Annotated in this window: 11 protein-coding genes; 6 read left to right on the top strand and 5 right to left on the bottom strand. The window is 53.4% G+C overall.

The features are described 5' to 3' along the window. Positions 1–31 precede the first annotated feature (31 nt). Positions 32–1,621 (top strand): STY4199 family HEPN domain-containing protein, encoded by a 1,590-nt coding sequence (locus OGX99_RS04820; protein WP_187253830.1) that lies wholly within the window; start codon positions 32–34, stop codon positions 1,619–1,621. A 27-nt stretch (positions 1,622–1,648) separates the two neighbouring features. Here the strand turns inward: OGX99_RS04820 and OGX99_RS04815 are convergent, their stop codons facing one another. Beyond that, entirely contained in the window at positions 1,649–3,298 is a 1,650-nt protein-coding gene (locus tag OGX99_RS04815; RefSeq protein ID WP_151216912.1) for an alpha,alpha-trehalase, read from the bottom strand. Positions 3,299–3,725: 427 nt separating this feature from the next. Here OGX99_RS04815 and OGX99_RS04810 point away from each other — a divergent pair, with 427 nt between their 5' ends. Continuing rightward, the gene (locus tag OGX99_RS04810) at positions 3,726–5,120 is read left to right on the top strand and encodes a cytochrome-c peroxidase (protein ID WP_151223968.1); all 1,395 of its coding nucleotides are present in this window, start codon (positions 3,726–3,728) and stop codon (positions 5,118–5,120) included. Between the two features lie 223 nt (positions 5,121–5,343). Here the strand turns inward: OGX99_RS04810 and OGX99_RS04805 are convergent, their stop codons facing one another. Beyond that, positions 5,344–5,475, bottom strand: coding sequence for a hypothetical protein (locus OGX99_RS04805; RefSeq protein WP_005122496.1), 132 nt, complete (start codon positions 5,473–5,475; stop codon positions 5,344–5,346). Between the two features lie 27 nt (positions 5,476–5,502). Between OGX99_RS04805 and dinQ the strand changes: the two genes are divergently transcribed. After that, a complete protein-coding gene (gene dinQ, locus OGX99_RS04800; protein ID WP_003837776.1) occupies positions 5,503–5,586 on the top strand; it encodes a damage-inducible type I toxin DinQ in 84 nt (27 codons plus the stop codon). A gap of 66 nt (positions 5,587–5,652) precedes the next feature. Here dinQ and gorA read toward each other — a convergent pair whose 3' ends face one another. Both gorA and OGX99_RS04790 read right to left on the bottom strand, forming a co-directional pair. After that, positions 5,653–7,005 (bottom strand): glutathione-disulfide reductase, encoded by a 1,353-nt coding sequence (gene gorA / locus OGX99_RS04795; protein WP_187259781.1) that lies wholly within the window; start codon positions 7,003–7,005, stop codon positions 5,653–5,655. Between the two features lie 104 nt (positions 7,006–7,109). After that, a complete protein-coding gene (locus OGX99_RS04790) occupies positions 7,110–7,952 on the bottom strand; it encodes a 23S rRNA (adenine(2030)-N(6))-methyltransferase RlmJ (RefSeq protein WP_187259780.1) in 843 nt (280 codons plus the stop codon). Positions 7,953–8,166: 214 nt separating this feature from the next. Here OGX99_RS04790 and prlC point away from each other — a divergent pair, with 214 nt between their 5' ends. Then, positions 8,167–10,209 carry an oligopeptidase A gene (gene prlC / locus OGX99_RS04785; RefSeq protein ID WP_151216909.1) on the top strand — a complete coding sequence of 681 codons (2,043 nt, stop codon included), beginning with the start codon at positions 8,167–8,169 and terminating at the stop codon, positions 10,207–10,209. An 8-nt stretch (positions 10,210–10,217) separates the two neighbouring features. Beyond that, entirely contained in the window at positions 10,218–10,967 is a 750-nt protein-coding gene (gene rsmJ / locus OGX99_RS04780) for a 16S rRNA (guanine(1516)-N(2))-methyltransferase RsmJ (protein WP_210904175.1), read from the top strand. A 43-nt stretch (positions 10,968–11,010) separates the two neighbouring features. On the opposite strand, the gene OGX99_RS04775 is transcribed toward rsmJ, so the two are convergent. Next, complete coding sequence (locus OGX99_RS04775; protein ID WP_286542812.1) at positions 11,011–12,210, bottom strand: NAD(P)/FAD-dependent oxidoreductase; 1,200 nt, start codon at positions 12,208–12,210, stop codon at positions 11,011–11,013. A 230-nt stretch (positions 12,211–12,440) separates the two neighbouring features. Here OGX99_RS04775 and OGX99_RS04770 point away from each other — a divergent pair, with 230 nt between their 5' ends. Further along, positions 12,441–12,944 carry an RrF2 family transcriptional regulator gene (locus tag OGX99_RS04770; protein WP_005122505.1) on the top strand — a complete coding sequence of 168 codons (504 nt, stop codon included), beginning with the start codon at positions 12,441–12,443 and terminating at the stop codon, positions 12,942–12,944. The last annotated feature ends 31 nt before the right edge of the window (positions 12,945–12,975 follow it).

Raw genomic sequence — 12,975 nt, 5'->3', positions numbered from 1 at the left:
CGCTTTTTTTTGGGTCCTTTTAGGGAAGATAATGACCAATAGCGCGTTACAGGCGACATGCACACCATTCGAACATTGTTTAGGGATAATCCGCCAGGCCTCGGTAGAAATTTTGCTGATGCTAGGCGTACGCATATCAGAAGGTAAAGATCCACGCTGGTTTCTCGAACAACTTGACCAGGCGCGACTGAATCTGGGCGGTTGGGGCGTTGTCGCCAGACGGTTACAAATGAATGATGCGCAATTGAGCCAGTTCACTCTACGGCTACGCCATCTTCAGCAGAGCGTGCCACAATATGAAAATGGCCAGGACGTCAGCGAAAACCAGCTGATTTCTGCGCTGCGCTTTGTCGCTTCTCTGGAGCAATTACGCCAGCAACAGCCCATCCTGAAGTATCAAACCGAAATTGCACCTGTAGAGCCGGATGCGCAGATGCGCGCGCAGCGTCAGCTTCGTGCATTAGAATTAACCCTCAAGTCACTGATTGCAAAGGTATGGCCGGATCAACATCCGCTCAATAGCTTCCTAAAACAGCACTTTGGCGGTGAACGCTTGCGTCGCTGGCTAAAGTTGGGGGAAGGGCATGATGCGTTGGACGGCATGATGTTTAGTGAACTGGCGCTAATGGTCGTTGATAAGAAGTTATTCGTTCGGCATTTTAGCGATATCTTTAACGATACTTCGGTGCTCATGTCGTTTGTTGAACCACGCATCACGCTGCGGATGTTTCTGGATGACTGCCGCCTGTCGCGTAACTGCGTTATCGCGCAACAACCGCTAACCTCAGTACAATTGCTGTTGCTGGAATACCAGTATCGGCAGATTACTCACCCTGTGCAGCGCGCATTTGAAGAACGGCGTACGCGTATTAATCCCGCGTCGTATCTGGAGTCCGATGAGGCGATGGTTCGCCAGTTTTGGCAAGCCGCAAAGCAAAAAGACGAGCAGGCGGGGGGCGATAAGCAGGAAATCGCAGACAGTATCGATCCGCCGGAGAAGCGAGCCAAACGCACGGCAGAAGAACGTGAACAGCTGATTTCCGGCATGTTGTGGGTTGCGGTCGGCGTGATGGTGCTGGTGATTTCGCTGGGAGCATTTTGGTTATTTACTTCGCCATCGCCGCAGGCGTCTTCCGGCCAGTCCGTTGAAATCGTACAGGAGGAGCCACGGCGTGATGCTCCCACTGCGCGGGAGGCAGTAACCCGAATGGGCATAACCTGGGATGCCTTTAACATGCGGGCGGCTATCGAACGCAACGATACTCGCGTGACGTCACTGTTCCTGCAGGGCGGGATGGACTGGAGGCTGGCGTGGACAGAGCCGGCGTTCGCGGCAGGCAATACTGAGGTATTGAGGCTGCTGCTGCGTTATCCTTCGCAGATGAGTGAAAGTAAACCCTGTCGACAGTTTATGACTTCACTCAGCCACGCGATGTTGAATGGGACGTCACTCACATCGCTACATAAAAGCTATCTACAAAGTTTTTGTTCGGTTCCGGCGGTCATCGCACGTCAGCAATATGATCTTGAACAGGCTGAGCTGCGCGTTCGCGCACAGCCAAGCTCCGAGAACAAGAAATGGCAGAAAATTCATGCTGAGCTCTACGACGCAATTAACTGACGGTCGGATAACTCATACTGTCAACTGTTAGGGTTCGCCATACAGACCGATGAGACGGCGTACCACGCCGTTTGTCCAGCCAAAGCCGTCCTGCAACGGATATTCCCCGCCGCCGCCTTCGCGCGGCGCGGCGTCGGCTATATGGTATTTTTCGATTAGTTTGTGATGTTCCTGATAAAAGAGGTTCACCGTTTTTAACCAGTTTCGGGCAATTTCGTCCCCGAGATGGTCGTCGCCGTAAAGTTTGAAACCCTGGATCGCCATCCACTGCAGCGGGGCCCAGCCGTTGGGTTTATCCCACTGCTCACCGGTTTCATGCTCGGTTGCTAAGATCCCGCCCGGCGTGAGCAGGCGGCTGCGTACCGCATTGGCGAGTCGGTCGGCTTGTTCATGCGTTGCCATACCGACATACAGTGGCACAATACTGGCGGCAGAGAAAAGGGCCATTTGTTCGCGTCGCCAGTCGTAATCGCGGTAGCAGCCGTTTTCATCGTCCCACAGATAGCGGTTCACCGCATCTCGGCGGTCATTGGCTTTCTGGCGAAACTGCGCTTCCGTTTCTTTGTCGCCTTTCAGCGCGGAAATATTGGCGATAGTGCTTTCCAGCTTGTAGAGGAAGGCGTTCAGATCAATCGGGATGAACTGAGTGGTGCGTATGCTGGCAAGGCGGCCTGAATCGCGTAGCCACCGCGAGGAGTAATCCCAGCCGGAGGCCGCGCCCGCGCGCAAATCCCGATACACTTCATTGGGCGGACGGCCTGAATGCTTGGCGGTCTCAACATCTTCAAGCCATGACTCATCACGCGGCGTATCACGATCGTCCCAATAGCGGTTGAGCAGAGAGCCGTCCGACATTCTGATCACGTGACGGTAGGCCTGGTTGAGCACCAGGGAATCGGCGCCATCCATCCAGAATGCGTATTCCATTTTCAGATGTTCAAGGTAACGACGTGCGCCGCGTACGCCATCCTCTTCAAACAGTTCCACCATCAGCGCAAAGACCGGCGGCTGCGAACGGCTCAGGTAGTAAGTACGGTTACCGTTGGGGATGTGGCCATAGTTTTCAATCATCCAGGCAAAGTTATCCGCCATACATTTCAGCAGGTCTTCGCGACCGCTCTCTGCCAGACCCAGCATGGTAAAGTAGGAATCCCAGTAGTAGGTTTCGCTAAAACGTCCGCCGGGCACAATATATGACTGTGGTAACGCCAGCAGTGAGGACCAGGGAATGTGATCCTGCGGTTCGCGCGTCAGCACCGGCCACAGTTGATCGATATGCTCTTTCAGCGAGCTTGCCGGATCGGACACATATTCACTGGAGGGCGTTTCCGGTAGCCAGAAATGATTCTCGACGAAACGTCGCAGATCAAAGTCGCGGTGGCGTTTAACTTTGCGATAGCGGATCAGAATGTCTAACGGGTCCATTTTGGGCGCACAATCGGGGAAGGTTTTGCTATCGGCAAACAGTTTCGACGACTGAACGTGTTCGAACAATTCGAGGTAACGATCGGCTGGGGTTAACGCATCTGAGGCGGGTAACCCTGCAATCATCTCCGGCTCAGGCTCTGCCTCAATCATTTCATCCAGCTTTAACTCGCACGGATCCATTTCATAAAGCAGATCGATGTCGATCGTCAATTCTTCTGAAGGGGCGTGGGGTAGTTTCTGGTTGAGCATAATGAGAAAGACCTCCGATGGACGTTGAAAGATTAAGGCTATTGCCCGGTCGTCAGTTAAGCGTAGACATTCGCTTCGGTATCTGGTGAGTAAAGCGTGCGGTTGATCACGTTTTAGTGCAGCGTAATATTTAGAAAATAAGACTATCCCAATGAATATAATGAAAAAATCATAGTTTAGCGCAACCTGAAGATATTTCATTTTCAGAACATTCGATTGCAACGAGGTGTGAACGGAAAACCATAACGGCTTATCTCCGTAATAGGCACAGGCTATTCTATCGATAGTTATCCCCCATGTAATTGCTTGATACTTATCAAAATAATAAATCCCTTACTTTCTATGATGGTTAAGTCTGATAAAGACTATGCACTCATTTTTCTAATTTCTCTGGGTCACAATAACTCACAACGGTGAGGGTAAAATAATGAAAATCATTACCCGTCTTACCGCGATAGCCATAGCTGGCGTCGTGATTTGTTATTTTGGATTATCCGGTTATGTGTGGTATCACGATAATCAACGGAGTAAACAGGCTGATGTTCAGGCCTCTACGCTGGAAGAAAATAATAAAGTACTGGGATTTTTACGTGAAAAGGGATGTGATTATTGCCACACCCCTTCCGCGGAATTACCTTTCTATGCATCATTTCCCGTTGCAAAACAGTTGATGAATTACGATATTCAACTGGGATATAAGTCATTCAATCTTGAGGCTGTTCGTGCAGCGCTGGTCGCAGATAAACCCGTTTCGCAAAGCGACCTGAATAAAATTGAATGGGTGATGCAGTACGACACCATGCCGCCGACGCGTTATACCGCATTGCATTGGGCTGGCCAGGTAAGCGATACGGAGCGAGCAGAGATCCTGGGCTGGATTGCGAAACAGCGCGAGCAGTATTACGCCAGTAACGATACCGCCGCACAGCATCGTAATGAGCCAGTGCAGCCGATACCGGAAAGCATCCCGACTGATGCCCGTAAAGTGGCGCTGGGCTTTACGCTTTACCACGACCCGCGTATTTCCGGTGACAGCACGATTTCTTGCGCGCACTGCCACGCCCTGAATGCGGGCGGCGTGGATGGCCGCAAAACGTCAATCGGCGTAGGCGGCGCGGTTGGCCCTATCAATGCGCCGACGGTATTTAACTCGGTCTTTAACGTGGAACAATTCTGGGATGGCCGTGCGCCAACATTGCAGGCGCAGGCTGGCGGTCCACCGTTGAACCCGATCGAAATGGCGTCTAAATCCTGGGATGAAATTATCCAGAAACTGGATAAGGATCCGCAACTCAAACAAGAGTTTATCGCGGTTTATCCGCAGGGATTCAGCGGGGATAATATTACCGATGCGATTGCTGAGTTTGAGAAAACGCTGATTACGCCAAATTCACCGTTTGATAAATGGCTACGTGGTGATGAAGCGGCGTTAACTGCCCAGCAAAAACATGGCTATCAGCTGTTTAAAGATAATAAGTGTGCGACCTGTCATGGCGGTATTATTCTGGGCGGACGCTCATTTGAGCCATTGGGTTTGAAAAAGGACTTTAATTTCGGCGAGGTCACTGCCGCAGATATTGGCCGCATGAACGTCACTAATGAATTACGTGACAAACTGCGTCAGAAAGTTCCTGGTTTGCGCAACGTTGCGCTGACTGCACCTTATTTCCATCGCGGTGATGTGCCGACGCTTGATGGTGCGGTAAAACTGATGCTGCGTTATCAGGTAGGCAAAGAACTGCCGCAGGAAGATATCGACGATATCGTGGCGTTCCTCGAAAGCCTTAATGGGGTGTATACGCCGTATATGCAGGGTAAATAGACTTTGCCCTGGTCCTGATTCGGACGTAAAAAAACCGACTTCACGTCGGTTTTTTTACGCTTCAGCCCGAGTTGGTGGCTCTGGCCGAAGTGAGATAGTTATCATCTAACGCTTCAATCCTATTACCTTAACGGTACTATTGCAAGAATGCGCTGGCAGTTACGATTAAAAGAACTGTATACTTATCCAGTTAGCTCTGTAACTTATCCCTTCCGGACGCGCGCTAAACGCTTTCTAAGTCCTGATCGGCGAAACGGGTGGTGCCGTTGGCCGATGCTCTGGCCGGGGTGAGATAGTTATCATCTAACAATGGAGCATGCCCCGTGACAGGCAATGGATGAGTAAGCGGGTGCATTCTCACTCCATCTGATGGAGAAAACGGGTGATTGATAAAGCAATCATCGTTCTGGGAGCGTTAATCGCGTTGCTGGAGCTGATCCGCTATCTGCTGCAACTTTTGAACTGATAGCGGAAACGTAACTAAGGGCAAAGAGCTAACCCCTCTTTGCCCTTTAACACTCATGAAGTGCGATTAACGCATAGTAACGAACTCTTCTGCCGCCGTTGGGTGAATGGCAACGGTGTTATCAAAGTCTTTCTTGGTGGCACCCATTTTCAGTGCGACCGCGAAGCCTTGCAGCATTTCATCCATCCCGAAACCAATACCGTGAATACCGACAATCTTCTCTTCCGGTCCGACGCAAACCAGCTTCATGCGGCACGGCTGGCGGTGGGTGGTAACAGCGGTATACATCGCGGTAAACGAGGATTTATACACTTTCACCTGGTCATCGCCGTGCTGTTCGCGAGCCTGCTGCTCGGTCAGGCCTACGGTACCAATCGGCGGGTGGCTGAAAACCACGGTAGGGATATTGCTGTAATCCAGATGCTCATCCGGCTTGTTGTTAAACAAACGCTCGGACAGGCGACGGCCTGCAGCGACGGCAACTGGCGTCAGCTCAACGGCACCGGTGTTATCGCCGACGGCATAAATTCCCGGAACACTGGTGTTCTGGTATTTATCCACGACGATGTAGCCTTTTTCGTTGGTTTTCACGCCAGTAACCGCCAGGTTGAAGTTGTCGGTGGCAGGTTCACGACCGATCGCCCAAATCAGGCAATCTACTGTTTCGCTACGACCATCTTCCAGTTGCAGAGTCAGGCTGCCGTCAGCGTTTTTAACAACCGCTTTCGGGATTGCGTGCGTATGCAGGGTCGGGCCTTCGGCGTTCATCACCTCAACCAGCGTGTCGACGATCATCGGATCGAAGCTGCGCAGCGGCGCGTGTTTACGCACAAACAGATGCGTTTGGGCGCCCAGGCCGTTAATCACGCCCGCCAGCTCAACGGCGATGTAACCTGCGCCGACGACCGCAACGCGTTTCGGCAGCGCGGGCAACTCAAAGAAGCCATCGGAGTCGATCCCGTATTCCACACCCGGAATGCTCGGATGGCTCGGGCGACCACCGGTGGCGATCAAAATATGATCGGCAGTAATGGTTTCACCGTTTACTTCAATGGTTTTGGCATCCACAAAACGGGCAAAGCCTTTAATCACATCGACGTTATTTTTACCCAGCACGTTGTCGTATGAGGTATGAATGCGATCAATGTAAGCGGTACGTGTGGCGATCAGTTTATCCCAATCGAACTTATTGATGGTGGTGTCGAAACCGTAATCCGGCCCGTACATGTGGATCGCTTCGCGGACCTGGGCGGCATGCCACATCACTTTTTTCGGTACGCAGCCCACGTTAACGCAGGTGCCGCCCAGTTCTTTGGCTTCAATCAGTGCGCATTTCTGGCCGTACATTGCTGCACGGTTAATGGAGGCAATACCGCCGCTGCCGCCGCCAATAGCGATGTAATCATAGTGCTTGGTCATGACCGCTCCTTCATGTTCATTGTAGGGCGGAGAAGCGTTACGCCATCCGCCAAAATATTCGCGATTGTATACCTGATATTAAAAGGTTCCACCGATGGCTGCGATTACTCAGGCACGATCCAGCTTACTGAGGTATGACCGGTTCCTGCCGGAACCAGTTTGCTGTGCAACCACGGCAGAACGCTGTTCATCTGTTGCTCCAGCTTCCACGGCGGGTTAATGACAATCATGCCTGACGCAGTCATACCACGCTGATCGCTGTCCGGGCGCACTGCCAGTTCAATTTGCAGAATTTTGCGGATGCCGGTCTCTTCCAGGTCGTGGACCATGCGCTTGATTTGCTGACGCAGAACCACCGGATACCACAGCGCATAGGTGCCGGTCGCGAAACGCTTGTAGCCTTCGTTAATACCGGTCACCACCGCCTGGTAGTCGCTTTTGATCTCGTAGGGGGGATCGATAAGGATCAACCCGCGACGGGAAACCGGCGGTAATTTCGCTTTTAGCTGCTGATAACCATCGGCCTTGGCCACGCGTGCGCGCTCATCTTTCTGAAATTCGCCGCGCAGCAGAGGAAAGTCGCTCGGGTGCAGTTCAGTTAACTGCAGGCTGTCCTGCTCGCGCAGCAACTGGCGAGCAATCAACGGAGAGCCAGGGTAGTAGCGCAACTGACCGCTACGGTTGAAGTGCTGCACCACGCCAATGTAGGGTTCCAGTTCGGCAGGCAAATCGTCCTGCTGCCAGATACGGGCGATCCCTTCCAGATATTCACCGGTACGTTCGGCATGCTCACTGCTCAGCTGATAACGGCCAGCGCCAGCATGGGTATCCAGATAGAGAAACGGTTTTTCTTTCTCTTTGAGCGACTCGATGATCAGGCTCTGGACGGTGTGTTTCAGGACGTCGGCGTGGTTGCCAGCGTGATAACTGTGGCGATAACTGAGCATGGGTAAACGTGTTCCAGGTTATAAACGTAGGCCCGAAAACAGCGCGATATCGGGCGAAAATAAAGCGTATCGCCACAGTATACAGAAAAGTCGTCACTGCCGCGAAAGCGCAACGCCTGGCATTGAAATCCTCTACACTTAACCCCATTGTACAAATTAATATGCACAGCGCCGGATACGCGCTTCATTCACTCTTTTCAACAGGACCGCGCTAATGACCAATCCATTGCTGACTCCCTTCGAACTGCCGCCGTTTTCTAAAATTCAGCCTGAGCATGTCGTGCCTGCCGTCACTAAGGCGCTGAACGATTGCCGCGAAAACGTTGAGCGAGTGGTTGCGCAGGGCGCGCCGTACACCTGGGAAAATCTCTGTCAGCCGCTGGCGGAAGTTGATGACGTGCTGGGGCGTATTTTCTCTCCGGTCAGCCATCTGAACTCGGTGAAAAACAGCCCGGAACTGCGCGAAGCCTATGAACAAACGCTGCCGCTGCTGTCTGAATACAGCACCTGGGTTGGACAACATGAAGGTCTGTATAAAGCGTATCGCGACCTGCGTGATGGCGATTATTACGCCACCCTGAGTACCGCACAGAAAAAAGCGGTCGATAATGCGCTGCGCGATTTTGAGCTTTCTGGTATTGGTCTGCCGAAGGAAAAACAGCAGCGTTATGGTGAAATCGCCACCCGCCTGTCCGAGCTCGGCAACTTGTACAGCAATAACGTCCTTGATGCCACGATGGGCTGGACGAAGTTAGTCACCGACGAAGCCGAGCTGGCAGGTATGCCGGAAAGCGCGCTGGCTGCGGCGAAGGCTCAGGCGGAAGCCAAAGAGCAGGAAGGCTATCTGTTAACGCTGGATATCCCAAGCTACCTGCCGGTGATGACCTACTGTGACAACCAGGGACTGCGTGAAGAGATGTATCGCGCTTACTCCACGCGCGCGTCTGACCAGGGGCCGAATGCGGGCAAATGGGACAACAGCCCGATAATGGAAGAGATCCTCGCGCTGCGCCACGAACTGGCACAACTGTTGGGCTTTGAAAGCTACGCCTTTAAATCGCTGGCCACCAAAATGGCGGAAAACCCGCAGCAGGTCCTCGACTTCCTGACCGATCTGGCGAAACGCGCCCGTCCACAGGGTGAGAAAGAGCTGGCCCAGTTGCGCGCCTTTGCCAAAGCCGAATTTGGCGTTGAAGAGCTGCAGCCGTGGGATATCGCTTACTACAGCGAGAAACAAAAACAGCATCTGTACAGCATCAGCGATGAACAACTGCGCCCATATTTCCCGGAAAACAAAGCCGTTAACGGCCTGTTTGAAGTGGTTAAACGTATTTACGGCATTACCGCTAAGGAGCGCACCGATGTTGATGTCTGGCATCCGGAAGTTCGTTTCTTCGAGCTGTATGACGAAAACAACGAGCTGCGCGGCAGCTTCTACCTCGACCTGTATGCCCGTGAACATAAACGCGGCGGGGCGTGGATGGACGACTGCGTCGGCCAGATGCGTAAAAGTGACGGCACGTTGCAAAAACCGGTCGCCTACCTGACCTGTAACTTTAACCGTCCGGTGAACGGCAAACCCGCACTGTTTACCCACGATGAAGTGATCACCCTGTTCCACGAGTTCGGTCATGGTCTGCACCACATGCTGACCCGTATCGAAACCGCCGGTGTTTCCGGGATCAACGGTGTGCCGTGGGATGCGGTCGAGCTGCCAAGCCAGTTTATGGAAAACTGGTGCTGGGAGCCGGACGCGCTGGAGTTTATCTCCGGTCATTATGAAACCGGCGAACCACTGCCGAAGGAACTGCTGGATAAAATGCTGGCGGCGAAAAACTACCAGGCAGCGCTGTTTATTCTGCGTCAGCTGGAGTTCGGCCTGTTTGATTTCCGTCTGCATGCGGAGTTTGATCCGCAACAAGGGGCGAAAATCCTCGACACGCTGGCCGAAATCAAGAAACAGGTCGCCGTGGTGCCGGGCCCAACCTGGGGCCGCTTCCCGCATGCCTTCAGCCACATTTTTGCTGGTGGCTACGCGGCGGGTTACTACAGCTATCTTTGGGCCGACGTACTGGCGGCGGATGCCTTCTCTCGCTTCGAAGATGAGGGGATTTTCAACCGTGAAACCGGACAGTCGTTCCTCGATAACATCCTCACCCGTGGCGGTTCTGAAGAGCCTATGGCGCTGTTCAAACGCTTCCGTGGCCGTGAGCCGCAGCTGGATGCGATGCTGGAGCATTACGGAATTAAAGGCTGATTATTCACGTGAAAATCTGCTTAGTCGATGAAACAGGCGCCGGAGACGGCGCCTTATCTGTTCTTGCCGCCCGTTGGGGACTGGAACACGATGAAGATAACCTGATGGCGCTGGTGATGACGACAGCACATCTGGAACTGCGCAAACGCGATGAACCCAAGCTCGGCGGTATCTTCGTCGATTTTGTTGGCGGCGCAATGGCTCACCGGCGCAAGTTTGGTGGCGGTCGCGGCGAAGCGGTGGCGAAAGCGGTCGGTATTAAAGGCGATTACCTGCCGGATGTGGTTGATGCCACTGCCGGGCTGGGGCGCGATGCGTTCGTGCTGGCCTCGGTGGGCTGTCGTGTGCGGATGCTGGAACGAAATCCGGTGGTCGCTGCGCTGCTTGATGATGGCCTGGCGCGGGGCTATGCGGACCCGGAAATCGGCCCGTGGCTGCAGGAACGTTTACAGCTAATCCACGCCTCAAGCCTGACGGCATTAACCGATATCACGCCACGCCCGCAGGTGGTCTATCTCGATCCGATGTTCCCACATAAGCAGAAAAGTGCGCTGGTTAAGAAAGAGATGCGCGTGTTTCAGTCGCTGGTGGGGCCGGACCTCGACGCCGATGGGCTGCTGAAGCCGGCACGTCAATTGGCCACTAAACGCGTGGTAGTGAAGCGCCCGGACTACGCGCCACCGCTGGCGGATGTCGCCACGCCGAACGCGGTAGTTACGAAAGGGCATCGGTTTGATATTTATGCGGGGACGGCGTAGTTTCCAGGCCGGATAAGGCGGTAGCCGTATCCGGCATTACGGCTTAAACAAACGGCGCGTACGGATTGGCAACTTCAAACGCTGCCGCACGCTCTGCCTTCGGCGGGTAAATCAGCTCGCTGACAATCGACACCTTCAGCTTTTTCGCTTCTGCTCGCGTCAGTTTCACCTGTTGGTCCCATCCTTCGGTATACACCGCGCCCCACGCGCCGAGATCCAGACAGGTGACGTACATTTCCTGGCGATACGGCAGTGGTGCCACGTTCAGCAAGCTGGCGGCGGCATTGTTACCGGCGAATTTACCCAGCAAAATGGCGTGCTGGCAGGTCATCAGCGCATGATTGCCTTTGTCATCGGTGGCCGCATAGGCGACGTCACCGGTGGCGTAGATATCCTCATGGCCCACCACCTGCAGATTGCCGTTTACATGCAGTCGACCCTGACGATCGCGCGGGGCGTTAATCTGCCCGGTCAGGCCGCTAGCCTGAACACCGACGGTCCAGATAACCGTTTGAGAGGCAATAACCTGCCCATCTTTCAGCGTGACGCCGCAGGCATCCACGCACTCTACTTCCGCATTAACCAGCCATTCAACGCCCAGTTCAGCGGAGGCTTCGATAATCACGTCGCGTAATTCCTGGCTCCAGCGTCCGCCAGGCTGAGCACCGCGCTCAACTACGACAATTCTGGTCTTAGCATCAGCACCCAAAATCTCGCGCAGACGGCCCGGTAATTCCAGCGCCATCTCAATCCCGGTAAAGCCGCCACCGCAGACCACGACCGTATTGCGAGCCTCGCTCTCTGGCTGCTGCGCCAGATCCTTAATGTGTTGCTCCAGTACGGCGGCGCTTTCGAGCTGGTCGAGGTCAAACGCGTACTCGGCAGCACCGGCAACGGCGTCGCGGTTTACGTGACTGCCGCTGGCGAGTACCAGGCGGTCGTAGCGGCGTAAATGAATTTCACCGTTGGCATCTTGCCAACTGACTTCTTTAGAGTCCGGGAGGATCTGCTCGACGTGACCTTGCAGGAAGTTGACGCCAGTAACGTCAAACAAGGGTTGTAGCGGTGCGACCAGGTTTTGCACGGCGCTTTCATAAAAGCGCGGGCGGACACGCAGCTCTGGCTGTGGCGCAATCACTGTAATATCAATGGGCTGCTGGTGTTTGTCCGCCAGTCGCGCGGCGCTTAATGCTGCCCACATACCGGCAAAGCCGGCGCCCACGATCAGAATTTGTTTATGCATTGGTTTTTTCTCACAGGTGACTACGAATTATTTACTCGGATTTTATTTGTCGTAGTTAAGGATTGCAATGCGATCGAGATCCTTTTTGCCTTAAAGGGTGGGAGTTTTTATTATCTGTTTGATAAATATGTATTTAAATTTTAATTGTGAAGAGGGGTACTTTGCTGTCTGGAATGAGTGAAACGAAAAAGCTACAATCAACTCAGATTAATTTTGGCTGAGATAAGAGAATGGCATTCTACAGTTCCGGGGTTGAGTACGGTATTCATAGCCTGATGTGTATGGTCGACAGTAAGGGCGACGCGCGGGATATGAGCGTGCGGGAAATTGCCGAACTGCAAAGCGTACCGTATGACTATCTGGCGAAAATTTTCACCCGTCTGTCGAAAGCGGGCCTGGTACGCAGCATTGAGGGTAAGGGCGGTGGTTTCCAGTTGGCTAAACCCGCTGAACACATCACGGTGCTGGATGTGGTGAATGCCATTGATGGCGATAAACGCATCTTTGAATGTCGTGAAATTCGCCAGCGGCTGGCGGTATTTGAGGAACATCCGCCCCAGTGGGCCTGTGAAGGCATTTGTGGTGTACGTTCGGTAATGGACATGGCCCAGCAGCGGATGGAAGAAGCGCTCGGTCAGCATACGATACTGGACTTGGCGCGCAAAATGTACCGCAAAGCGCCGGACACCTTTGTGGTGGAAGTGCAAGAGTGGATAGACGCGCGTAAAGGGTAGTGAGTGAAAATGCCCGATAGCGCAAGGCGAT

Source organism: Citrobacter sp. Cu096 (assembly GCF_030332285.1).
Lineage (GTDB): Bacteria > Pseudomonadota > Gammaproteobacteria > Enterobacterales > Enterobacteriaceae > Citrobacter > Citrobacter meridianamericanus.
This window is presented reverse-complemented; position numbering and strand designations above follow the sequence as displayed.